The sequence below is a fragment of the Candidatus Zixiibacteriota bacterium genome, assembly GCA_019038695.1.
GTDB lineage: Bacteria > Zixibacteria > MSB-5A5 > GN15 > FEB-12 > B120-G9.
This window is the reverse complement of sequence record JAHOYZ010000012.1, coordinates 35,053-60,848: the sequence shown is the minus strand read 5'-3', so window position 1 is coordinate 60,848 and position 25,796 is coordinate 35,053. Positions and strand designations below refer to the sequence as shown.

The 25,796-nt window shown below is 45.7% G+C and carries 19 protein-coding genes; 12 read left to right on the top strand and 7 right to left on the bottom strand.

Annotated elements, in window-relative coordinates; translation table 11 throughout:
• Window positions 1-4: 4 nt before the first annotated feature.
• The 4 genes from KOO62_05530 to KOO62_05515 all read right to left on the bottom strand — a co-directional run bounded on the left by KOO62_05530 (window position 5) and on the right by KOO62_05515 (window position 6,793).
• On the bottom strand, window positions 5-1,060 hold the full coding sequence (locus KOO62_05530) for a hypothetical protein (protein ID MBU8933450.1): 1,056 nt from the start codon (window positions 1,058-1,060) through the stop codon (window positions 5-7).
• 77 nt (window positions 1,061-1,137) lie between these two features.
• Window positions 1,138-2,832, bottom strand: coding sequence for a protein kinase (locus KOO62_05525; GenBank protein MBU8933449.1), 1,695 nt, complete (start codon window positions 2,830-2,832; stop codon window positions 1,138-1,140).
• A 109-nt stretch (window positions 2,833-2,941) separates the two neighbouring features.
• On the bottom strand, window positions 2,942-5,314 hold the full coding sequence (locus tag KOO62_05520) for a penicillin acylase family protein (GenBank protein ID MBU8933448.1): 2,373 nt from the start codon (window positions 5,312-5,314) through the stop codon (window positions 2,942-2,944).
• Window positions 5,315-5,326: 12 nt separating this feature from the next.
• Entirely contained in the window at window positions 5,327-6,793 is a 1,467-nt protein-coding gene (locus KOO62_05515) for a sodium/proline symporter (GenBank protein MBU8933447.1), read from the bottom strand.
• 346 nt (window positions 6,794-7,139) lie between these two features.
• Here KOO62_05515 and KOO62_05510 point away from each other — a divergent pair, with 346 nt between their 5' ends.
• From KOO62_05510 to arsB, 6 genes are all read left to right on the top strand, one after another.
• Window positions 7,140-7,574 carry a thrombospondin type 3 repeat-containing protein gene (locus KOO62_05510; protein MBU8933446.1) on the top strand — a complete coding sequence of 145 codons (435 nt, stop codon included), beginning with the start codon at window positions 7,140-7,142 and terminating at the stop codon, window positions 7,572-7,574.
• Between the two features lie 787 nt (window positions 7,575-8,361).
• Window positions 8,362-8,769: a metalloregulator ArsR/SmtB family transcription factor gene (locus KOO62_05505; GenBank protein MBU8933445.1), complete on the top strand. Its 408-nt coding sequence runs from the start codon at window positions 8,362-8,364 to the stop codon at window positions 8,767-8,769.
• A gap of 152 nt (window positions 8,770-8,921) precedes the next feature.
• A complete protein-coding gene (locus KOO62_05500) occupies window positions 8,922-9,692 on the top strand; it encodes a hypothetical protein (GenBank protein ID MBU8933444.1) in 771 nt (256 codons plus the stop codon).
• Window positions 9,693-9,695: 3 nt separating this feature from the next.
• Window positions 9,696-10,922 (top strand): ABC transporter permease, encoded by a 1,227-nt coding sequence (locus tag KOO62_05495; protein ID MBU8933443.1) that lies wholly within the window; start codon window positions 9,696-9,698, stop codon window positions 10,920-10,922.
• Window positions 10,923-10,924: 2 nt separating this feature from the next.
• A complete protein-coding gene (locus KOO62_05490; protein MBU8933442.1) occupies window positions 10,925-11,590 on the top strand; it encodes an ABC transporter ATP-binding protein in 666 nt (221 codons plus the stop codon).
• A gap of 221 nt (window positions 11,591-11,811) precedes the next feature.
• Window positions 11,812-12,819 carry an ACR3 family arsenite efflux transporter gene (arsB, locus tag KOO62_05485; GenBank protein MBU8933441.1) on the top strand — a complete coding sequence of 336 codons (1,008 nt, stop codon included), beginning with the start codon at window positions 11,812-11,814 and terminating at the stop codon, window positions 12,817-12,819.
• Window positions 12,820-13,486: 667 nt separating this feature from the next.
• On the opposite strand, the gene KOO62_05480 is transcribed toward arsB, so the two are convergent.
• The 3 genes from KOO62_05480 to KOO62_05470 form a co-directional block, all read right to left on the bottom strand.
• On the bottom strand, window positions 13,487-16,555 hold the full coding sequence (locus tag KOO62_05480) for a CusA/CzcA family heavy metal efflux RND transporter (protein MBU8933440.1): 3,069 nt from the start codon (window positions 16,553-16,555) through the stop codon (window positions 13,487-13,489).
• Between the two features lie 11 nt (window positions 16,556-16,566).
• Window positions 16,567-18,288, bottom strand: a complete 1,722-nt coding sequence (locus tag KOO62_05475) for an efflux RND transporter periplasmic adaptor subunit (protein ID MBU8933439.1) — start codon at window positions 18,286-18,288, stop codon at window positions 16,567-16,569.
• Window positions 18,289-18,441: 153 nt separating this feature from the next.
• The gene (locus KOO62_05470) at window positions 18,442-18,810 is read right to left on the bottom strand and encodes a hypothetical protein (GenBank protein ID MBU8933438.1); all 369 of its coding nucleotides are present in this window, start codon (window positions 18,808-18,810) and stop codon (window positions 18,442-18,444) included.
• A 592-nt stretch (window positions 18,811-19,402) separates the two neighbouring features.
• Between KOO62_05470 and KOO62_05465 the strand changes: the two genes are divergently transcribed.
• From KOO62_05465 to KOO62_05440, 6 genes are all read left to right on the top strand, one after another.
• Window positions 19,403-19,549, top strand: a complete 147-nt coding sequence (locus KOO62_05465; protein MBU8933437.1) for a hypothetical protein — start codon at window positions 19,403-19,405, stop codon at window positions 19,547-19,549.
• Between the two features lie 190 nt (window positions 19,550-19,739).
• The gene (locus KOO62_05460) at window positions 19,740-19,928 is read left to right on the top strand and encodes a helix-turn-helix domain-containing protein (GenBank protein MBU8933436.1); all 189 of its coding nucleotides are present in this window, start codon (window positions 19,740-19,742) and stop codon (window positions 19,926-19,928) included.
• A 29-nt stretch (window positions 19,929-19,957) separates the two neighbouring features.
• Complete coding sequence (locus KOO62_05455; GenBank protein ID MBU8933435.1) at window positions 19,958-21,082, top strand: ABC transporter substrate-binding protein; 1,125 nt, start codon at window positions 19,958-19,960, stop codon at window positions 21,080-21,082.
• A gap of 1 nt (window position 21,083) precedes the next feature.
• Window positions 21,084-23,471 carry a hypothetical protein gene (locus tag KOO62_05450; protein ID MBU8933434.1) on the top strand — a complete coding sequence of 796 codons (2,388 nt, stop codon included), beginning with the start codon at window positions 21,084-21,086 and terminating at the stop codon, window positions 23,469-23,471.
• On the top strand, window positions 23,452-24,909 hold the full coding sequence (locus tag KOO62_05445; protein ID MBU8933433.1) for a B12-binding domain-containing radical SAM protein: 1,458 nt from the start codon (window positions 23,452-23,454) through the stop codon (window positions 24,907-24,909). Before KOO62_05450 ends, KOO62_05445 begins: the two co-directional genes overlap by 20 nt.
• On the top strand, window positions 24,910-25,788 hold the full coding sequence (locus tag KOO62_05440) for a branched-chain amino acid ABC transporter permease (GenBank protein MBU8933432.1): 879 nt from the start codon (window positions 24,910-24,912) through the stop codon (window positions 25,786-25,788). It begins immediately after the preceding gene.
• Window positions 25,789-25,796: the final 8 nt, after the last annotated feature.

Here is a 25,796-nt window from a genome sequence, read left to right as displayed (position 1 = left end):
CAGATCAACCTTTGATCAATGGCCGATACAGGTCCATTTTCCTCTTGGCTTCGGCAAAGCCGTTGTCCATCTCATACGCCTGTTTGAAATACTCGTAGGCACTTTCGTATTCATACTTATCCATGTACTCAAGCCCCTTGGAATACAGGGTAGCGGCGTTGTCAGAGTCGGTACCACCTTCCTGGATCAACTGCTTAATCTCATCGCTCAGCTGGACGTCGAGCTTATTCGACAACTCCTCGACCATCTCCCGGACAGCCTTTACGAATTGAGGCTTACCTTCTCTGTCGAGGCTTTCAATGATCTCTGATGTCTCGACATTGACTACTCGCACCAGTGTAATAGAGTTTTTGTCGTCGAGTTGCATGATGCTACCGAACACCATGTATTGAGCGCCGATAATCTTACCCACCTTGACCGCCGTGGAGCGATCCACCGCGCCTGATTTCTGGAGCTCAAGTTCCTTGAGCACAAAATTGATCTTGTCTCGCTCGATCACGGTGAAGGAGCTGATGTTGCGGAAGTAATGCGCAAACAGCTCGGCCAAACCCTTGGCCAGAGGACCGAGATTCTCCTGATACTTGCCGACCGAATTGTTGTCGAATTCCATGAAGGCAATCGATTTCACATCGCTCCCGCCGTCCTGAGCGCAGACAAAACTGGCGCTGCCATATTGTAGGGAGTTCCAAACATCACGCAATTCCGAGGGCCATATTTCCCGTGGAAGACGAATCAAACAGGGACCGATAGCAGAAATCTTCTTAAGATAGTCCGCAGCGAGATTCATATAGTCTACACCTTTGGAATAGGTCAGCAGACTCATAACTTCAAAGACTGCAATGCTATCTACGGAAGTAAGATTGTCCTGGCTGAGCAGGTCCTGCGTAATTTTGAGACCTTTGTTGATCTCGCCGACAGTGTACATGTCCATAGCTTTAGCCAACTGGGTAGCAATCGGCTCAGACTCTTGTGCTGTGATCGATGGTGCCGCTGCTCCAATCAGCGAGACCACCAGGCATGTCACACACAAAAACGTGGTTAGAGACCGTTCCTGTTTCATGATTTCTCCTTATGCCAAAATCTGTCCTAGAGTTTACTCAATAAAAACATAACATGACCGACAGGCTGACGAAAGCCCTAATTGTCAAAATCTACGACGACTCGATGAGTGTCAGCCACCACAACATCAACAGTATCTACCCGTACTTGCGAACCATATTCCAATTTGATTATGTGCAATCCGGCCTTCATGTTGAACGTAAACGGAGTCTCCTTGTTCTGTTTGGCTCCGTCAAGGGTTATACTCGCGCCGCGGGGACGCGAAGCAACAATAACCGTTCCCAGGATAGAAGAGGGTGGTGGAGATGGGGGGGGCGATACGTCTCTTACAACCGGCATATTGAAACGATACTGAATACGTTCTGTCTGATCGGCTGCAATGATCACGGTCCTCACAATTGGCGAGTTGGTCGCCTTAGCCTTAACAAGACGGAGACGATGCTCTCCAGCCGTTCCTTCCACTGACACCGTAGTTTTTCCACGAGCTATCAGATTATCATCTAAGAAGATTGAATCCGCGGCCGGTGAGACATCGATACGCACCGTGCCTATTGCCAAGGCGGATGTCTCAGCAAGCGTAAACTCGTAGTTAAGCTCTGTGACTTGGTTGGCAGAGAGAGTGATCATTTCTTCAATGGGAGAGTTAGTCGCACCGGATCTAATCAGACGAAGTGAATACTGTCCGGGGACAGCTTCGATTGTGACCGAAGGTGCTTTTAGTGCCAATAGACTGTCATCGAACAACACCGAATCAGCTGAAGGAGAAATATCAATTTCGGCCCATCCTACTGGTTGTTCCTCCGATGTTGTGGGAAAAAACAACCAGACAGCGACTATCACAACCACCACGCAAGCAGCTACAGCCCCTGTTATCAGCTTCCAATTCCGCTCGTGACGACTGATCGATGGTCCAGTAGACATCGCCATAGTAGCATCTTCACGGGTCGATTTCTCTGTGATCTCCCCATCATCGCAATTAATAAGAGCGTCCCGCATCGCCTCAGTAGAACCGTAGCGTTTTTTGGGATCTTTGGCCAGTGCTCTGAGAATGATCTTTTCCAGCGATTTGGGTATCTCGGAGTTCAATGATCTCGGGGACGGAGGATCGTTAAACATCTTGGCATCACGGATTACAAACTCATTGTCCCCTTTGAACGGAACATCCCCAGTTAGCAACCAGAAAAGAGTCGTACCGACGGCGTAGATATCGACCAGCGCATAGTTAGTATTCTCGGTTGGCGTGAACTGCTCAGGGGACATGTAAGTCGGCGTACCACAGGCAGTACCAGCCGCAGTGAGATTGGGGTCGGTCTCGCCCTTAGCAATGCCAAAGTCGATAATTTTGGGCTGGCCCGATTTCTCCAGCATGATGTTGCCGGGCTTGATGTCGCGGTGGTAGACACCTTTTTGATGGGCAAAACCAAGGATATCCAACACTTCGATTGTTATCCGGATTGCTTCCGCCACCCGCATCTGAGAACCGGCCAGGTGAATTTCATCCAGTGCCGCCCCTTCGATGTATTCCATCGCGATAATGGTATCTTCACCGTGCGTGAAAAAATCCTTGATGCGACAGATATTGGGATGACCGTCAAGCAGAGCCAGATTCCCCGCTTCCCCACGAAACCGCTCCACCAGATTCGGATCACTGAGAACCTTGAGTATAACCTTGAGATTGGGGACATCCTTGTGCACGGCCAGGTAAACCTTAGCCATACCTCCGGCACCCTTCTGCTCAAGGACCTTGTAGTTACCTATCCGTTCATCAACCATAGGTACAAATAATAGGGTGTGTTGGGCTGTTGTTCAACAACAATTAGCGAGGAATGGGTGGTAGGTTCTAAACAGATGCCTGTCGAAACTGAAGATAGTCGCTACTTGGCTATTCCGATGAAGGCGGCCGCAGAACCATAACACTGGCCGCCTGCGCTTGAACCTGCGCCCGGCTAAACGGGACCACCCAGTAATCGCCTCGCTGCCATAGCTCATTGAAGTCGAAGAAATGGGAGCTGACCGGATTACCTGAATTCCCCGCCGGCAGAACGATTGTCACGGAATCCGTGTTTGCGAAATCAATCACCATGCGCCAACTCGGTGCCACGACCGAACGGTAGTTACCATCACTTGTACGTCGGGTAAAAGAAGAATTGAGCGTACCGGAGGTACCAGCCCACGGCCATGGTCCACGAGCCAGTTTCAACATACTGCCCAACACGGGCACAGCTCCCATCGGGTGCCGCATAGTCAGCGAATGCATTTGTCCCCAACTACGGCCACTGGTGGTCTCAAGCGCTCGTCGCATTGCTCTGGCACCAATATCCTCACGAGACTCGATCGTGTTTTTCGTTCGTTGATCATCAATCCACATTGCGGCGGTATCATGGTAGATACGATCAACGGTAAACCGGGACACACGACCGGCGAGATCATCCAGATCATCGGCGAAGATTTCATCTCGAAGAGCATTGAGAAACTCCACCAGTAACGCTGTCTGTCGCGATTGCAGATCAGTGCTGCCATCCCAGGATCGCATCGCTTCGGCCTCAAGAGTGTCACCGATATCATTAAGGAGAGAAGCAACTTCATTTTTCCATCGCAACAGATATTCATCATGAATGTCTATCTGGAAAGAGTGCATATCCTCAATAGTAAGATCCCTCGCTATGGCTAGAAGCTCGGTAGCACGGAGTATCCGGTCAGCAGCGTAACTGCCTTGGATTTCTACCGACCCACCGGGGTTATTGTTACAACTGGCTAGCCACCCGCAAGGGGGATTTTGAGCATGTGGGGTTTCGTCCAAAGGCAAGAAACCATCCCATTCCCATTGGTCCGTCCAGCCTGGAAGCGGATAACTTGTTACATCGTTCGGTCGCTTCGGAACCGGAGTGCCGAGTTGGTACCCGATCATACCACTGCTGTCGGCATAGAGCCAGTTGGCATCAAGTGCCCCCATATTGGTCACCACAGAGCGAAAGATCTCAAAATCACGCACTCGCATTAACTCGAATCCGGCCGCAACCACCTTCTCCAACCGACAGTCATAACCCGCCCAGCGCCATGACAACAGATGCGTATTGTCAGCAAGTTCGGGTATGATCGGACCATGTCGTGTCCAGCGGGTTTGCGAGATGATGGTTGAATCCTGCCCGGACACGCGGAGCGTGTCTTCGTAGACCACAAATTGATCCCAAACATTGTTCTCGGGATTGTCCGCATCGGCACTTACGAGATACAGCGTCGAATCGTCCGGATTGACAATCTCCTGATAATAGTCGGTGATGTCGACCCCGCCAGCTGTGAAAGTCCAACCAGCCTGACCGTTGTGACCCATAACGATTAACGGCACACCGGCCATACCAATGCCAAACGCATTGAGATTTGTCTCTTCAATGTGCAAGCCGATTGCGTACCAGAACTGCGGCAGCCGTGTGATCTCAAGATGGGGATCAGAGGCCAACATCGCCTTGCCGCTATGGCTTCTGTCCGGTCCAATGATCCAGGCATTGGAGACAGCCGTAGCGCTTGGCAATCGCCATTTTTCCAATCCATCGGGAAGCAACCTTCGTGGCTGCTCTGCTACGTTTTTATCATCAGCCGTTACAGGTGCCCACGACGGGTACTCAGGCAGAAAATCGGACGCAATATCAGAAGGAAGTTTGCGCGAAAGCTCGACAAAGAAATCATCACGGTTCTGCAAGGCGTCCGAATACCAGGTTTTGAAACTGAGAATAGTCAGGCAGTCGTAGACTGTCCATTCCTCAAAAGCTACCGGCAGCAAATAGAACTCAAACGGAAAAGCGTCGCATTCCAGAACGTAGGCGTTCACGCCGTCGGCATAGGCTTGCAAACGAGCCAGATCGGGTTCGGACAGGTTCTGCAAAGCCTGCCGAGCAATCCGATGGTGCCCGATACGACGCTGCTGGATATCGAAATCGAGCGTCATCTCCCCCAACATCTCCGACAACCTTCCCTGCGATACGCGGCGTGTGAGGTCCATTTGAAAAAGACGATCTGCAGCATGTTGCCAACCCATAGCGAAGAAACCATCGTGCTCGGTCTCAGCCCAAATCTGGGCGATACCCATACTGTCAAAAGTGATTTCGACGGATTTCCGAATATTCACCAGGGAGATTTCGCCACTGGTCGGCGGAAGGGTTGATCTCAGCGTCAGATAGGCAGCGATGATAATCCCTCCGACAAGGATTGCCAGTGCAACGCCAATACTCTTGATCAGACGGACGAGCTTGTGATTCATAGACATTGACTGCTATTCCTGTCGCTCTGCGACTTTGCCCGAAGAAGTCATCAGGCTCACCAACCACACTGCAAGGAAAGCCAGAACAAAGGCTGGCACCAGTTCATAGACTACAGCCTTGAGCGATGGCACATTTCTCCATACTATCGTAACGATGATTCCAGTAAGCATACCAGCAATAGCCCCGGCGCGGGTTGTTCCCTTCCAGAGCAGGCTCAAAATCACAAGCGGACCAAACGACGCCCCCAACGCTGACCAGGCATAGAGCACAAAGGAGAAAATAACACGATTCTCGGTCAAAGCGAAGAAAACGGATATAAGGGCCAAAACGACCAATACTACCCTGTCGGTGAATTGAATTTGTTTGAACGACCGTCCCATCTTTCCCAGCATAGCGGGAACATCTCTGGAGATGGCTGTGGAGACGACAATGAGCTGAGAATCAGCGGTGGAACAGATAGCCGATACAATGGCCGCTATTACGAACCCGCCAATTACAGGGGGCAGAAACTCACTGACTGCCCTCGGCAACGCTTGTTCGGGGTCATCCATTATGCCAAAATACACCTTGGCCATCAGTCCGAACAACACCGCCCCAAGATAAACTATGACCATCCAAGAAATGGCTATGGCACCTCCGCGCTTTACCGACTCCTCATCGCGAACCGCCATGAACCGGGCGAGAATGTGCGGTTGGCCAGGATAACCAAGACCAATGCCAAGCAATCCAATGACAAACCCGAAGGCGGTCATTCCAGTTTTCCCACCCGCTATCGAAAGCATGATCGCTTCGGAACTACCGGCGTGAGTATCAATCGACTGCAAGCCCTGCATGAACATATCCCAACCACCGATTCGAGCGAGCAGGATAATTGGCATCCCAACCATAGCAACAAACATGAAACTCGATTGGATGACATCAGTCCAGCAAATGGCGCGAAAGCCACCGGTAATTGTATAGACCAAAATTACCACCGCTCCGATCAACACTCCCAACCAATATGGAAGATGAAACACAGCATCGAACGCTTTGCCGGCAGCGTTCATCTGAGCAGCCACATAGCCCAGCATGGCGGCCGTAATGATAACGATGGCTATTGATTTCAGAGCCACTGAACCGCCTCCGAAACGGGCATCAAGGTATTGCGGCAAAGTTGACGTCCCCATACGGAGCGATTCCCGACGCAAGCGTTCAGCAATAACGAACCAGTTGAATAGATATCCGGCGGCAATGCCGGGAACAATCCAGAAAGCCGACATGCCAAACAGGTAAGCCTCACCTACCAAACCCAGCATCACCCAACCTGATTCCGCACTGGCCGACGCTGAAAGCGCCGATACCCAGGGTCCTAGTTCACGATTGGCCAGGGTGAAGTCATCTTCGGTTCGCTTGCGCATTCGCGACGAATAGAGTCCCACACCTATAATGGCGGAGGTGTAGACAATAAATGATATTGTCAGAACAATCTGTGAATCCATGTCGATATCCTTCCCGGTTGGGTATCAGAACACCATGTCAAAATAGTTCGCATTCGGCTCGGATCAACAAGTTTATTGGTCGTTCGGATGCAGCCCACTAAGTGGTGATCCCGAGGCCAAGTGTCGCTGTTAGCTTCATCTTTGAGCCAGCTCGTGCCCTGTTTTTTTTACTTTCATTGAGTTCGTCGGTGTTCATTTTGTGTCCGGTCAAGAAAATACTGGTCGGGATAAGTGCTTTTCGGTTTGGACAGTTTGACATCCGGGGTTATCTTACTGTCACAAAAGTAGACGGTATTAGGCAATCGATGACTGGACATCATTACTACGATTTTCATGGTTTGGCGTAATGGTTTCGCTGCTGACCGGTCGGCGTTGCCACGATTCGACTGATAGCGACAGCGATGGAATCGAGGACGATTGCGACAATTGCCCCCAAACCGCAAATCTGAGTCAACTGGATTCAGACCTTGATGGGGCAGGCAACCTGTGTGACAACTGTCCCGATGTCCACAATCCAGACCAACTCGATACTGATGGGAATGGAATCGGCGACGTTTGTTGCTGCAACGGGGATGGGTTACGTGGAAATGTTGATGATATCGGCGAAGTCAACATTGCCGATCTGACCTACCTTGTGTCTTATTTGTATACCGGAGGATCGGAGCCACCATGTATGGAAGAAAGTGACATTGATGGCAATGTCGAGATCAATATTGCCGACCTGACCTATCTGGTTTCGTACTTGTTCACTGGTGGTCCTGCACCGGTTGCGTGTCCTTAGGAGCTGTGAACAGATAGATATAGAGTAGATTGGAACAGCCACTCCTCATCACGAGGAGTGGCTGTTTTTTATCCAATTTCACAGAACATCTCATCGCCAGTGGTATCTATCTTATGTGAACATGGGCTTTTGGTAATATACGGAAAACATGCTATAAAAGGGAAATATAGGTTAGAAAATAATAAAGCGGGCCTTCATTGAAGATTTTAGAACTTTTTTGAGGGGTGCGGCGTAGGATGAGGAAGCAGCTAATCGGCTTGAAATAAGTCACTTGACGGTTGATGAGAGTCTGCGATCAAGACCGAGAATGTGGCAGTTGAAGTACGAACGTGAAAGGAAGTGACCAACTCCACTATTTCCGCGAACAAATCCTGTTTTGCATCTTAGAAAACGACGGGACTGTGTGGTGGGTCCAAATTGGATCTATTGACCTTCGGGTTATGAGCTTGCTCAGTTGTCCGAACACCATAAAGCACCAGACACAATCCTGTAGTAATAGCAATTACTTACGGGGACCACAGTGTCTGGTGTTATCCCTAATTTTCTGTAGCTTTGGCTAATTATGTTAGAAAAATGTTAGAAAGTGCTGTATGGCAAAACTATAGAACTGCAAGTATTAGCTGCCACTGGCGCATAATGCGCATGAATACAAGTAGCTAACGTTATTAGGACGAGTTTGTACATGTAGTTGCCCGGCTCCTTGAGAAAAAAATCCCATTGACAAATGGAAACTTTTGCCGATATTGCTGTATAATAATTCGATGATTGGCGAATTGTAGGAGATGTTGTGCAAGACTTTCTTTCCATTACCAAAGCCCTCAGCGATGAAAACCGGGTCCGCGTCCTAATGGCGCTTGGCACCGGAGAATTGTGTGTTTGCCAGATCATTGAGCTGCTCAATCTGGCCCCGTCAACCGTGTCCAAACACATGTCCATCCTCAAGCAGGCGCGACTAGTGGAGGGTGAGAAGAGCGGTAAATGGGTTTACTATCGACTAGCTTGCAGCGCACCAAAGGCCGCTCTGGAGGCTATTGAGTGGGCGAAAAAACATCTTGTGGCTGAGGCGACCGTCAAGAGAGATGCCAAGAGCCTAAAGGCGATTATCAAGCAGCATCCTGTCGAAGTCTGCAGGAAGCAGAAGGCGACCAGGACGGCACGGACAGCTAAAGGGGCAGTGATAGCATCGGTGGGCTGAACAGATGCGACCGACCGCTTCTGTATGCTCATAGGTCTTACCAGCTTTAGTGGTACACAATGCAGCGGTCATAGTAAGATGAAGGAAGCCGGCTTGGTCGGCGTTGAATTATGATAATAGTAACGAAATTAGGTAATGCATAGTTAGGAGTAATGATGATCAACTTCAAGAAGATTGCGGTCTTAGCCTTCGTGACATGTCTGCCTCTTGTCGCTTTCGCTTCCACAAGCGATCAGCTTCAGACGGCAACCTCAGATGGCCATGTTGCCTTCGTTCTCGTCACCGAACCAGGTGCAATTGGAATCGATCAGGCAAAACAAATGATTCAGGCAGCTATGGCTCAAGTCCCCGGGGCCGTGATGATCGAGTCGAACAGGGATGATGCGGCCAACTCGGATTTCATCAAGAAGTATAAGCTGGCCGCTGCGCCGGTTCCTTTGGTCCTTGTCTTTGCATCCAACGGAATCATGGCAGGTGGCAATATTGCTTCCAAGCTGACAACACAGCAGTTGGTAGCCATGGTACCCAGCCCCAAGAAAGCAGAAGTTCTGAAGGCTCTTCAATCCGGGCAAGCCGTTTATTTGACAGCGTCACGCTCCGGAATGGCTACCACGTCCGATGTTGCCAAAGGATGCGCTGCCGCTTGCACACAAATGCAGGGGAAATGCGCTTCAATAGATGTTGCAATGGATGATCCAGCTGAATCGGATTTTCTCAAGCAACTCAAAGTGAATTTGCAGGCGACTGAGCCTGTCACCGTCGTGCTCAATGCACAGGGACAATTGACCGGTACTTTCAACGGACCAGTAGACGTAACAAATCTGGTTCAGGCTGCGACCAAGAAAGTCAGCAGTGGTTGCTGCCCTCCCAACAGTGGGAAGACGTGCGCTCCAACCCCCGCAAAGAAAGAGGGCGGGAAGTAGCCAATGCCATTCAACTTCAGAACCGTCGTACTCAAAGAAATATCTCAGCGTAAGGGTCGCCTGGTTTCAGGCCTATTGGCCATTACCTTAGGCATTGCGGTGATAGTTGCAATCCAGTCTGTGACTTCTGTTTCACGCCAAATGGTGGCCAAGAAGTTGGATCTGCTTGGCGCTAATATTATGGTGCTTCCGCAAGGTGCCACTGTAGATGACTATTATACCGCTGATGTCGACGCCCCTACCTTCCCGGAGGAGTACGTTGAGCGAATTGCAACATCGATGATTCCCGGGGTCGATAACATGTCGCCCAAGCTGAGTCGCCGAATTGACATTGACGGCTCATCGATCATTCTAACCGGGATCCTCCCGGCAAATGAGTTAGCCTCAAAGCCGATCTGGCAGGCCTCCGGCCTCATGGGAGCTGAGTTGGAACTGGCCTGTGCTCCCTCAAAAGACAAAGAGTCATCACTCACCGATACAGATCTTAAGGCTCAACGCAAGACCGTTGATTCTCTGGGCAGCAATGAAGTGTGGATTGGCAGTCTGATTGCCGAGCGTTTCAAAATCGAAAAAGGTTCCGCTATACCGATCGAAGGCGAGAACCTTCAGGTAACGCACGTGCTGTCGGAAACGGGAACAATCGACGACAACAGGGTTTTCGCTCACCTTCACACAGCCCAGCGTCTTCTAGGTATCGAAGGTCAGGTGAGTAACATTGAGATCATGGGGTGTTGCAGCGAAATATCAGACGGTTTGCTTGGAAAGCTGCGTAATATTCTTCCGGATACGCGCATAACTACCATCGGGCATATCGTTAATACTCAGATTGAAACCAACACACTGATGGCCAAGGTTGCCCTGGTCCTACTTGTGATCATTATCGTCGTAGGGTCCTTTTCAATTGGCAACTACATGTGGGCTAATGTTGAAGAACGCCGCAAGGAAATAGGAACTCTCATTACGATCGGATGGGCAAGACGACACATCTATTGGCTCTTCCTTTCCAAGGCCATCATTCTGGGTCTGTTTGGCGGTGTTCTTGGATATGCGGTCGGAACGGTGTCTGCGGTCATTCTCGGACCTTATCTGGCCGGTTTGGAGATAGGCCCTGTGATGAGTTACTTGTGGTGGTCGGTCTTGGTTTCGGTTGTAATCGCTCTGGCAGGCAGTTGGTATCCCACTTATCGGGCGGCTCGGATCGACCCAGCTGTCATTATGCAGGAGGTCTGAGCGTGTTTGTCATTCAAAGTCTCACAAAAACATATACTCGTTCCAGGCACCAAGTACATGCCTTAAAAGATGTCTCACTGTCTATAGATGCTGGTAGTTTTGTAGCTGTGACAGGTCCCTCCGGATCGGGGAAGACCACTCTTCTGTTGTCTCTGGGAGGGCTCATTCAACCCAGTGCGGGTAAAGTGCAGTATGGCGATAAGGACTTATACACTCTCTCCTCCTCAAGGATAGCAGCATTCCGTAATCAGACGATTGGATTTGTGCTTCAGACATTTAATTTGGTGCCGTATCTGACGGCCGTTGAAAACGTGTTGTTACCTATGCTGCCGCAGGGCAGAAATGGAACGAACCCAACACAGCGCGCAATAGAGCTATTGGATATATTGGGATTAGCGAATCGCAAGGATTTCCATCCCAGAGAACTTTCGGTTGGTCAGCAGCAAAGAGTAGCAATTGCCCGAGCCCTTGCGAATGAGCCAGACGTGATTCTGGCCGATGAGCCGACCGGTAACCTCGATCCCGCTCTTTCTGAGGAGATTCTTGATATTTTAGGGGACTTAAATAGAACTCATGGAAAGACAGTGATAATGGTAACCCACAGCCCTCAGGCAGCTGCAAGAGCGGGGGCCGTGCTGAATCTAAGAGAAGGTATGCTTGTGTCCTGAGGGATGCAAGCTGGTGCTGATTGTAACTAAGTACCAGAACAATAAGATTTTCGAAGGTGAGGGGGAAACAGTTTGAGGATACTATAACAACCATCATGAACACCGATTGAGCGAATATATCAGCGTGATCAGAAGGAGTTGCTATCGTGACGACTGAAGGTTCGATTGTCAAAAGACTTGGCTTTCTGGACCGCTATCTTACAGTTTGGATATTTGCGGCTATGGGAATTGGTGTCGCAATTGGTCACTTTTCCCCCGGCATTGCCGGATTCTGGGATACTTTCTCAGTCGGGACGACCAACATCCCGATCGCAATCGGTCTAATTCTCATGATGTACCCGCCCCTGGCTAAGGTGCGCTATGAGGAGATGGGGCGTGTATTTCGCAATTACAAGATCCTTTTCTTGAGCCTGATCCAGAATTGGGTTATTGGCCCAATTCTAATGTTTGTTCTGGCGATAGCATTTCTCTCGGGATATCCCGAGTACATGGTCGGTCTCATAATGATCGGGCTAGCCCGATGTATTGCGATGGTCATTGTTTGGAACGACCTAGCAGATGGAGACCCTGAGTATGCCGCTGGGCTAGTAGCCTTCAATTCAGTCTTTCAAGTACTGTTCTACTCAGTATTCGCCTGGATCTTCGTAACTAAGTTACCTCCTCTTTTCGGACTTGAAGGAGTAGCTGTAGACGTAACGATTGGCCAAATTGCCGAGAGTGTCTTCATTTATCTTGGGATTCCGTTCTTGGCAGGCATGTTGACTAGATTGATCCTAGTCAAGGCTAAGGGGAAAGAATGGTATCATCGTGAATTCATACCACGCATAAGCCCGATCACATTGGTTGCGTTGCTCTTCACTATATTCGTGATGTTCTCCCTCAAGGGCGAACTGATTGTAAAGATTCCGATGGACGTGGTTCGTATTGCCGTCCCGTTATTGATTTACTTTGTGGTGATGTTCTTAGTTAGTTTCTACATGAGCAAAAAGGCTAAGGCTGACTATGGAAAGGCAACAACTCTCAGCTTCACAGCTGCATCAAACAACTTTGAATTAGCCATCGCCGTGGCCGTGGCTGTATTCGGAATCAACTCAGGTGTGGCCTTTGCGGCTGTAATTGGCCCCTTAGTAGAGGTCCCGGTACTAATCGGATTGGTCAATGTCGCCCTGTACTTCCGGAAGAAGTACTTTACCGGAGGAGAGATTGAACTGGAGAAGTGTAAAGCGTAAATGTCATTAAGAAACGGATAATAATAACCGATATTTTACATAGTTTATTTCAGATTTTCAACAAATTACCCGAAGGTCACAAAGCAGAAAAATCCCTAATAAGAAACAACAATAGATAATATTAGATAAAACAATGTTGACCTTCGGGCTGGTGACCCATAACAGGATTTAATCTATGATGTTTCGTAAGTGGATGAGTGACAACAAATTTTGGTGGCGGGGGAGGGATTTGAACCCTCGACCTTCGGGTTATGAGCCTGTTCGATAGTCCGAACAACAGAAAGCACCAGACACTATCCTGTAGTAATAGCAATTACTTACGGGAAACACAGTGTCTGGTGTTTCTTCTTATTGTCTGTTGTTCTTGCTCGTTTTGTTAGAAAAGTGTTAGAAAGAGGTGTATGTCAGCCGCGAGTGACACATCCATCACATGAGATCATAGCGAACTGACCAACTGCATCACTCTCTTCAGAGAGTGAATGATATACATCCCAGGTACGGGAACCAAAATTCGCTCGCCACCCGCAAGTCCTACACCAACACCGCTATTGCTCGCGATCGCTTCCGCAGATGCGGCTGCTGAAGTCAAAGAACTAAGACGATGTGCTTCTGTAAAAACCATCAATGTGATAGAATCCGGAGTTATCATACTCCGGATCACAATATTCTACGACTCGGATTCCGTTCTTCTTCCGAAGGTTATGTAAAGCACAGGCAATACGATCAGGGTAAGCACCGTTGAAGTCAGAATGCCACCGACCACGACGGTTGCCAGCGGACGTTGAACCTCAGCCCCGATACTCGTAGAGATGGCCATTGGTATGAAACCAAACGCAGCGACTAAGGCAGTCATAAAGACCGGGCGGAGTCGTGTTAATGCGCTTCGCTTAACTGCACCTAAGATGTCCTTACCTTCAGAGCGAAGATGTTTGATCGACGACACAAGTACAAGACCATTGAGCACGGCAATACCAGAGAGAGCTATAAAGCCAACACCTGCAGATATGGAAAAAGGCATGCCGCGAAGTGCGAGTGATACTACACCTCCTAGCGCCGCAAGTGGCACTCCCGAGAAGATTAGTATAGCATCTCTTGCTGACTTATATGTCCAATAGAGCAATCCAAAAATCAGAAACAGGGCTATGGGCACTACAATCGCCAGCCTGGTGCGAGCCCGTTCGAGGTTCTCAAACTGTCCTCCGAGCCTGATGAAATAACCGGTCGGGAGGGATATGTCAGAATCAAGGCGATCCCGCAATTCACTCACAAACGATCCCATATCGCGATCACGAACGTTACACTGTACTACAACTCGACGTTTACTCCATTCCCTGGTAATAGTGGCTGGTCCCTCATCAAGCGTGGCGATTGTCACTTGATCAAGACCTATTAAACTACCGGTGCTCGAGGCAAGCAACACTTGATTGATGTCCTCCGGACCCTTAATCCGCGTTGTATCCACTCGCAAAACCAACTCGAATCGGCGTTGTCCTTCAAAGACATCTCCTACCGTCAGTCCCCCAATGCTTTCAATGGAAGCGAGAACTTCGCGCGCCGATAACCCGAAGCGAGCTAATCTTTGCCGATCTATTGCCAGGCGAAGTTGCGGCTGCCCCGTCATCTGCTCGACAGATACATCTGCAGCACCTGGTATTTGCTTGACTACGGATGCAATCTCTTCTCCTTTATCTACCAGGACCAACAAATCATCTCCGAATAATTTTATCCCTATATCTGATCGAATACCGGCGATCATTTCGTTTACGCGCATTTCGATTGGCTGAGTGAATATTCGATTCTGTCCCGGAAGATCACTTAGTTCCAGATCCATAGCAGCTACCAAATCCTGCTGGCTGCTCACTTTGGTCCATTGATCTCTTGGTGTCAAGGAGATGAACATATCTGACAATTCTAGACCCATCGGATCTGTCGACAACTCAGCGGTGCCGGTCCGTGTCCATATGTGTTTGATTTCGTCCGGAAAGGCCTCAAGCAGATTCTGTTCGATTTGAGTATTGTATTTGACCGATTGATCCAGGGAAATACCTGCCAAGCGGACAAAATTGATGACTATAGTTCCCTCACTCAACCGTGGTACAAACTCAGATCCAAGTTGGCTGAACAGAAACGTGCCGCCCGCGATTAGCACCAGGGCTGCTACCAGAACAGTCCGGCGAAAACGTAAGGCCCAGTCTAAAACTGGTTCATAGAGATGACGTAACCAAATGACGAACAGAGGTTCGCGATCGCGAACGGTCTTGGTCAGAAAAGTACCAATCAAGGCCGGGATCACAGTGAACGACAGAAGCAGCGAACCTGTCAGGACAAACACGACCGTCAGAGCCATTGGTTGGAAGAGTTTGCCTTCCACTCCTTCCAGGGTAAGAATTGGCAGATAGACTATTATGAGAATCAACTCACCGAATAGTGTCGGTTTTCTTACTTCAAGGATTGCGTCACGAATAACCTGTAGACGACTGACAGACTCTCCCGCCTGAGCCAGTCTTCGCACCGAGTTTTCGACCTGAATCACCGCGTTGTCCACCGCCAATCCAAAGTCTATAGCCCCAAGACTCATAAGACTTCCAGTGATTCCCACCCTGGACATCATGTCGAAAGCAAAGAGCATTGAAAGCGGGATAGCTGAGGCGACAATCAATCCGGCGCGGAGACTGCCCAGAAATATAAATAGGACCGCCACAACCAGCAGAGCCCCATAGAAGAGGTTGTGTTCGACAGTAGACAAGACATCGTTGACCAGATCCGTGCGCTCGTACACTGTGGTTGCTTCTATGCCGTCAGGCAATGCAGCGGTAGCTTCGGCAAGCCGTTTTGCCAGCTGCTCAGTCACCGCAGGCGGATTCTCTCCGGTGATCATAAAGCCCAAACCCAGGACAACCTCGCCCTGGCCGTTGTAAGTAGTAGCACCCCGTCGCAGTTCATGACCGATAACGACATCGGCAATGTCAGCAACGAGGATAGGTACCCCCTCGCGGCTGTCCACGACAATGTTCTCGATTTCTTCCATGGATTCAACAACACCAATCCCACGAACCAGGGTCATTTCTCCGCCGCGAATAATCTGGCCACCCGGAACGTTCCCCAAATCATCATTAATCGACGACACTACGTCATTCACAGCGAGACTATATTGCGCGAGCTTGGCAGGATCGAAGAGAATCAGATATTGTTTTGTGAATCCCCCCCAACTGTTGACTTCCGCCACGCCAGGAACAGCTTGAAGTTGCGGTTTGATGAGCCAATCCTGAGCCGTGCGTGGCTCCGACGGATCGCCTGACGAACCTATCACAATATAGTGAAATACCTCACCAAGACCTGTTGATACCGGTCCGAGTTGAGGTACGCCGACACCATCAGGCAGCTCTGCTGTCAACAGTCGTTCACTCACCTGTTGGCGTGCCAGATACAAATCTGTGCCGTCTTCGAATATAGTTGTTACCTGACAAAGCCCGTATTTTGTCATGGATCGTACTTCATCAAGCCCGGTTAGACCTGTTAGTGCCTGTTCGATGGGAAAGGTAACTAACCTCTCAAGATCCTCGGGTGCCCAACCGGAAGCGGAGACATTAACCTGCACAAGAATTGGTGTAGTATCAGGAAATGCATCAAAAGGTAAGTCCCAAAGTGCAACCAAACCAAACAGACAAAAGATGCCACCTAATGCGAGGACAACAAACCGGTACTTTAGTACTGATTCAACCAGTTTTCGTAACATGTGTCACACCTTTATCCTACAGGTTCGATACCACAACAACCGGCGCCGATACTAGTCTTTTTCAATTCAGTCTTCAAAAGGAATGAACCTTCAACGACAACCTCTTCCCCTGGTAAAAGCCCTTCAGTTATCTGGTAATATGATCCGGGGCCGTCGGCAATCTGTACTTTGCGGGGACGGAAACGATCGATCGCTTCTCTGACGAACACCACATTACAGCAGCCTTCCCATTGAACTGCATCTTTGGGCACCAAGACGGATTCAATGTCAAGAGCTTCCGAGATAGTGACCCGGCCAAACTCGCCTGCCCGGAGATAATGTCCGTTTTCAACAACTTGAGCTCGGACCACTCCGGTTCGAGTATGAGAGTCAAGATAAGGAGACACCCATATGACTTTGGCTCCTACTCGATTTAGTGCGCGGTCGTCAGATGCGAAGAGTAAGTCCTGGCCAAGGAAAACATGCTTCATTTGATCTTCTGTCAAATGTGCTTCTATCCACAACGAGGCCGGGTCTGTTTGTATTGCTAACGCTTGACCGTCTTCAAGCAACTCTCCAACTTGCGCAAGTCGTTTAGCAATCAAGCCTGAGTTAGGTGCTCTAAAGACAAACTCATTTGTAACCGTACCCTTATCGAGCAGGTCATCGATGTCAGCATCACTGATGCCACTTGACAGCAACAAACCACGCACACTTGTCAACTCTGCTTGGGCCTTCTTATGGAGAGCTACCCGACGCTCATATTCACTCTCCGAGACGAGTTTCTTGGATACCAGAGCCTCATCTCTTTCTAGTTCCTTCTGCTGAACCATGAATTCAGCATGTGTTGAAATCAACCTTGCCTGTAATTCTGCCATTTCCGACGATTGTAACATCGCTATTGGATCACCCTTTGCGACGATATCGCCGGGTGAGATTAACCATCGCGATACAAGCACCTTCACAGCCGAAGCAATAACCGAGGTGCTGTTCTCGTCGAACATAATCTCTGCGGGAGCATCGATTGAAGATTCGTAAGGGGCGGCTAACGCCCGGCGAACGGCGATGCCCGACCTCTCGGCAGTTCTTGACGATACAAATTGGATGAGGGCGCCATTTGTAGCGCACACATCTGCATTTGGGCGGAAGAAGAGCGTGACCTTAATCTCGTTTTCAGGTGATTCCGCCAGACGTAGTCTTATAGTCTCTTCTTGAGGGAACGCGATCTCAGGGTTACAGAGTCTACAATGAGATTCTGGGAGAGCGTGCGGGGCACACCAGTCGTGAGCTATTTTGTATTGCTCTATTAACGAAGAATTGCATTGGGTACACTGTGACTCGGGTACCGAATGTTCAGCACACCAGTCAAGATCAACATTATTCTGTGCCTTCTCAGGTGAGGCTATTCCATTGTGACCCGCATTGGCACTAGCTAGCAACTCTTCCTGGGGAAACGTGATTTCCGGATTACAGAGTCTACAATGAGATTCTGGGAGAGCGTGCCCGGCACACCAGTCATTAGCTGCTTTATATTTATCAATCAGTGAAGGGTCGCATTGGGTACACTCTGATTCTGGCACAGAATGTTCTGCACACCAATCCACCACGACCGCTTTGTTTGATGACTGTGGGCTTATGCTCAAAGTGGCAGTTTCGTCCTTATCTGTTTCGCTATCACCTAACAGAGTCACTGACGTGATTGCCACACTTATGATCACCAATAGTATACCGGCGATCCACAGACGCTTTTTCATTATCATTACTCCTCCACATTTGGTGAATCTCGCAGTTGCTCATTGGCGACCATGAGTACCAAATAGAATCTTAGACCCTTGAATGAGTCAGAATTATAGCTATGTTGCGCTTCCGAAACTAGATGCAAAAAACTAGTCGGCTATAAGAAACTATTAGAGGAGTGTCTGGGGTGGTCTATCCACGCGATCGAAGAACTCACACTCAATGTCGATGAAAGGATTGATTATGGAATAAGTGATGGCATCCAGAGTATAGCTGTCCTCAGAGAAATCTGAGACACAAGCTACTGTAACCGGCAGGCAGCCAATACATCCACAAACTGATTCACCGTCACCATCGTCATGATCGTCACAGTCGTCACAATCATCACAGGCAGACACCTGTGCTCCCGTAGGGGCAGGTAGGAGTGGTGCTACCAAAAGTAAGACCAGAGTCAGCGCTGCAACAAAACGAAATAGTATTGTTTTGCAATCTTTTTCAGCCATTATTGCTTCAACACCAAATCCTCTAATAGGTTCCATCTCCACAACCCCATGACAATGAGTCAATATACAGTATCGTCGGATATCGGTAAAGAGTTGACTCGATGATGAGACTGGGGATGATCCCTGCAATACCTCAGATGAAAACTGCTGAGTCTTCACATCTTTGAATCTAATGCTGGGATTTATTGTTAGAAAACGGTTAGATAACTGCTCTTCAGAGTTAATTGTTCAAAATCACGAAGTAACCGAGCCCCCTGATGATTAGTTGTTTAGATCAATGAGTAATGGATGAAAATGATCAATTGACCTTCGGGTCAAAACCCTGACAGATCCTCGTCTTGTTAAACGTGTAACTTGTTATGATGTAGCTATTTATGGTGGCGGGGAGAGGATTTGAACCTCTGACCTTCGGGTTATGAGCCTGTTCGATAGTCCGAACAACAGAAAGCACCAGACACTATCCTGTAGTAATAGCAATTACTTACGGGAAACTCAGTGTCTGGTGTTTCTTCTTGTTATCTGTTGTTCTTGCTCGTTTTGTTAGAAAATTGTTAGAAAGAGGTGTATGTTAACATGGACTTCATACTCATATACATTACTATTTGGCTATTTTTGAAGGAGAAATTCTATGATGAAAAAGGAAGTAATAATTGACGTTGATCTTCCGCCAATTCCTAAAGAACGCATGGAATCGTTTATTGATTTTTTGACAGAATTATTGGCCAATGATTACTTAAAGGGAAAAAACGTGGAAACCCTCAAAAACCCAAAGTAAATGTTTGATTCATGCACAACAAATTTATAATGGTTTTTCGGTTTACTAGAAACACCCTCTGACTTATTGCCCAGTATAATGATACAATAAATATTGACATTGCATTTTGTATTTATATCATATGCTATATAATATGCGTTAATGGCTTTGCCAATCTAATTGGTGGCTGCTTTCAGGAGTTTATATCTTTATGGTTTCCAAAAATATACCTCAAAAAATAAAAAAATTAAGAAAAAGACTCAACCTAACCCAAGAGCAATTCGCCTTTAAGATCGGTGTCACATTTTCAACTGTAAATCGTTGGGAAAATAACCGAGGGCGGCCCTCTCCATTGGCTATGCGACGAATTGATGAATTAATTGAGGAACACAAAAGGTAGTAATTAATAATAAATGGAGATTTGGAATTATGAAAAGTACTTGGATTACATTAACAGTAATTATTTTGTCAACCTGTTTAATGTTGGGTTGTTCAAGCGATAAATCTGATTCTTATAAAGTAGGGATCATATTGTCACTAACAGACCGTGGGGCAACATATGGTGAACGATCTCTGCGAGGAATACAACTCGCCACAGACCAGTTGAACGCCACAGAAAATTTTAAAGATAAGCCTATTGAATTGATTATTGAAGATTCAGAATCATCGGGTAGCGGTGCATTGACAGCTTTACGCAAGCTAGTTTCTATAGATAGGGTAAATGTGGTCATAGGTATGGTCCTTAGCGATGAGGTATTAACTTGTGCACCTTTTGCCAATAAAACAAAAACAATTATTTTTACCCCTGGCGCAGGAAGCACCAAAATAAGAGAAGCGGGAGATTACATATTCAGAAATAGAGAAAGCGCTACTCTCCAAGCAGAGATAATAGCCAAAGCGTGTATAGAACAATACAATTTCAAAGAAGTAGCTATATTGCATGCAAATGCAGCAAATGGTATTTCGTATCGTGATAGCTTTAAGAAAGCGATTGAGGACCTGAATGGCAAGGTTGCCAAAATCGTCGGGTATAATGAAAACAAGACTGATTTTCGTGCGGAAATAGAGCAATTGCGAGAATCAAATGCAAAGGCGGTATATCTTGCTGGTCATGATACTGAAATGGGCATGATATTGAAGCAATCCCGCGAGGTGGGGTATGCGCCCCAGTATTTTGCTAGTGCCGGAGCTGTCAGTAAGAAATTACTTGAAATATCAAAAGAAGCAGCCGAAGGTATGATCTGTGCAACTGCACCATTTAATATTGAATCGGATGAAATAAACGTTAAGGGGTTTGTAGAAGCCTATACTAATAAATACGGGTCTGCTCCAGATTGGATCGCCGCAAACTCTTATGATGCCGTTAAGATCATAGCAGGTATTCTTACAAGCGGGGCAGAAACTTCGGATAAAATCAAGGATGCTTTATACTCAGTACAGCAATATAATGGTGTTGGAGGAATAACAACATTTGATTCTTATGGTGACGTTGTAAAACCTGTAGACCTTGTCATTATCACAGAAGGAGTATTTGTGAGGATGGGGGATAATTAATATGCTGACTAATCCTTATTATTTGTATGCATCCCAGCTTATAAATCTGTGTTTGGATGAATTTACGCAGATGGAATATATATTAAGTAGTAGTAATTATAATAGTGGTCCTGCATCGTTTGCATTAAATCTCTGGTCGCCGTATATTTCTAATGGTCGTATTTCTAAAGTCATTTATCCTACAAACCAAGATCAGTTATCTGTTTTTGATAATCTCAAACAGAAAGGTATTGAAACAGACCCTGATAATTTAGGAAGGGCTCACAAAAGATATATAAAGTTATTGGGACGAAATGCAAGCATTAATCATTATATAATAGAAAACAGTAATGTATACAATATACATGTAGATACTACATCAGATACATTACATGGCCCTACCCCAAATGCTGATCCTGTCGAATTTAAAATTCCATTATACTCGAACGAAACAAATACCCAGAAAGAACTTGTTTCGTACCTAGATATTAGTACGGCATTGCTTTCACATCTATTTGTAGATGAATTCGAATCCAAGTATGAAGGACGTTTTAGGGAGATAATAACAGAAAACCGTATGAATTTCATTGAAAATGTTGAGGATATCCAGTTTGATGAGTTTAGCGAGCTATATCTAAGAAATGAAGTTTTATCCGGTACAAGTAAGTTTGATGCAAAGGATGGTTGGGCAAGAAAGGTTCAGCTCGCAGTCATAGCCTCTAAGATCTGGGGTCAGAGATGGGTAACCAAGAGGATTGAGTTTGAAAACAAAATTTGGAGTATGTTAAATGTTACTGCAAGTACCACTGTTGCCTGTCACTGCGGTGCAAATCTTGATTCTCCTAAAATGGAAAACTTAATTAAAATTGCGGACGAGTGGACCACTCAATTCCATAAAATATTAGCGAATAAAATAGAATCGCTCGATATTAATCAAGATGAATTTGAAAATAAATTGGGTGCCTGGAAAAATAACATAATAAATGTGTCTAATTCGTTTTTTATGCATTTGGGGAATGAGTTAATTGGTTCTGATCATGAGGGTAAACCACTGTCTTTACGCGCATTAATTACAGAGGGAATAGATACCATACCGGCTGGACCATCCAACTTAAAAATACTATATGAGTTTAAACAAGACGATTTTCCTTCAATAATAACATCAAATCAATTGGAATATTTCTTCAAAAAGATTAAGCCAATCATTCTATCCAATGCATTTCTCTTATCCAGGCCTAATATTTATATCCAATTTGAGTGGGAATTAATCAATTCAGGTAATGACATTAGTGAAGTTATAATTAAGCCCAGAAGCATAATTTATATGTCACAGTCTGCAATTGAGCTTTTTGAAGATCTGGATGACCGAAATATCCACTATCCCGGATGTTTAAGGTCTGGTTTTGAAGCGGGCAAAGAGCATGCCTTATATTTTGGATACACTTTGGAGGATGGCGAAAAAATAAAAGTATCAACGGCACCAAAGATTTCTTCGACTGAAGATTTTAGTAAAATACAACTACGAAAAAAAACATGGAATGATTGGAGCGTAGTCGCATCATTATTGTATACTTGTTTATGCCATATGAAAACTGAGTTTGTTAGCCTAAGCTATTTTTCCCATTACTTAGTCACATTTAATAATATTGAAAATAACCAATTAATAAATCTTTGTGCCGGGATTGCAGAGGTATGCAGGTTAAATCGCGGATGTTTAGTATTCTTAGGTCCAACGCATCAAAAGGAAGATTCCACATTATGGTTATTGAGGAAGGCAGGTAAATTTGAAAACCCCGATAACATACAAATAACGAGGTTAGGAACTAGTTGGAAAGTAGTCCCCAATTTGCCTACTTTTCTTTCAAATGATTTTTGTAGTAAATATGCTGATATGTCGGGTCTTGATGGCGAGACTATTATATGTTGCCCGCTATATAAAAATGGCGATACTGAACCAGATAGTACTTGTGGAATAAGCACAGGATGTTTTACACAACCCCCTAGTAATACGCAACCACTAATTCATCCAACTAAGCCGGACGTGAATGATGCTTATAAAATTCAATGGAATGAAATTAACACCAACTTCAATCCCAATATATTACCCCAATTATCGCACTATTACGATAAATTAGAATTACCCGGTTTTATGGATAAAGTTGAAATGAATACAATTTCGAATTTAGAACCCTCGAAATTACTGTCTTTTGGAACTAGACATAGAAAAGCATCCACCATATCGATGTTATGCGAAGATACTCTTGCAATAACGTGTTCAGAATCGGGGCCTATTAGAATTTGGTTAGGAGGGATTCCAATTGTGGAAATAATATCATCAAAGGCCATAATGATTGGGTCAGGACCAAATCCCAAAGAAGTAGAAAGCATATATGACAAGTATACAAGTTGATCTAGTATCCGTTCCTGCTAATTTTGGACATGGTGCAAATGATGGCGCATATTATCCCTGTGGAATACTTTCAATTGGGACTTTTCTCAAGAAATTATTTCCTGAATCAAATATTAGGATTATAGACCTTCATCATGATCAGGATTATGTACCTTCCGCTGAGATTGTGGGAATTGCTGCAAGCAGTACACTCAATTATTCAAATGTTTTAGAGATTGCTCAAAAGGCCAAAAACAATAATAGCATTGTTGTGCTTGGTGGTCCTCACGCTACACATCTGGCAAATCAAATATTGCTAAAGAGAAATGGCCTTATTGACTATGTTATACGTGGAAAGGGTGAAATACCTTTTGGAGAATTAATCAAAGCAATCCAAAGAAATAGTGGTTTTGAAGAGATTCCAAATCTTAGTTGGATATCTGATAACGGAACACCTATCCATAATCCCGTTTCTTTACATCAATGGGAATATGATGCATTTGTACCATTTGATTTTTCATTATTAAACACAGACATTAGCGATTATACTCACATATTCAATAAAAACATTAACTCAGATATCGATACAGCGTTTGTAGTTTTTACTCATTTTGGATGCAAGTATCAAAATATCATGAAACGTCGCCATGGTAATAATAGTTGCATATCAGGCTGGTGTAGTTTTTGTTCATTAAATGACAATTCGTATTCGCGTAGCGGCACTGACATTGTAAATGATATTAAGTATTTGATTAGCTATCACAATATTCCTTTTGGTTCCAGAATATTATTGAAATGCTATGGTGACAACGTAGGTTATCATAAGCAAATGCTTGATGATTTATATAGTGCTCTGCATTGTAATGAACTGTTGAGTAATTACAGAATAGAATGGACCTTTTACGTTCAAAGCAGTCATATGACAGAGGATTTGGCAATAAAACTGCAAAAAGTGGGTGGCAAAAATATTTTTATAGGATTTGATTCTGCTGATGACAAAATTCAAAAATATAATGGTCTTGGTTCAACTCTAAAATCTCATAAAAAGGCAGCAAATATATGTAAGGATTTCGACTTCAAATTACAGGCCGCATTTATGCTTGGGTGTGCTGGTGAGACATTAGACTCATTGGGAAAAAATATCAGGTTTGCTGAAGAACTAAGTGAAATGCGTATTCTTGAAAGAATAAATACTGCTATTGTCGTTATTATGCCCGGGGCACCTAACTATTCACTACTTTGTTCTAAAGAAAACTGGATTATGGAATTAGATGAACTTCCGACAGAAAAACTGCAATGGTATTGGGTAAAACATTTCTGCCCTGAGCTTGGCAATTCTCCTACCCAGGGACTAGATGTTCTTCGAAAAGTGGCAAATAGATTAGATTGCCTTAGCCCCGGCCCTCATTCAAGTATGGGGTATATAAGTAACCGAATGATTAAATCTGAGGAGTCGTAATTGTTTGAACAAGTATTAATGAATAGCCTTAATAGTATTGCCATATGGATATTGGTGGCAATAGGGTTTGGTTTAATTTATAATACTACTCGCTTTTTTAATTTCGCGCATTGCATTATAATTTCATCCGGGGCATATTTTACTTATTTGATTAAAGAATATTTTGGATTTCCACTTGTTGCATCAGGCATTGTGGCTGTATTTTTGAGTGCGGTATTAGGTGTATTATTATACTACCTATTATATAGGCGAATGATCGCTAAAAAGACGTCTCCCTTGATTTTGCTTTTAGTATCCCTGGGTGCTTTTATAATTCTACAGAATCTAGTATCAATTGTTTTTGGAAATGACATATTAGTGATACGAGAGAGTAATGTTTCCACGGGTCATAGCATTTTAGGAGCACACATCACAACATTACAATTAATCATCATTGCTTTGACTTGTATAACGTATTTATTTATCTCGGTTTTCCTGAGCTATACTAAGTATGGTAAAGCTATTAAGGCTGTCTCTTGTGATATTGAGCTTGCCGAGATTTCCGGAATTAGTTCACATAAGATAATGCTTGTTACTTTTGCCATTGGGTCTGCTATTGGCGGACTATCCGGAGTACTTCTTGGCTTAGATACTGATTTGGTCCCCTGGATGGGACTACAACCAATGCTTATAGGCGTTGTTATTGTCATTGTAAGCGGATCGAATAGATTACATGGAATTGCGATTGCAGCTTCATTGTTTGGAATTATCCAACATTTCGGTGTTTGGAAAATTGGACCTCAGTGGCAGGATACTATTATTTTCGCAGTCTTCTTAGTGATTCTTATATTAAGACCAAATGGTTTGTTTGGTAAGAAAAGTAAGAAAGCGGCGGTATAGGTAGGTAG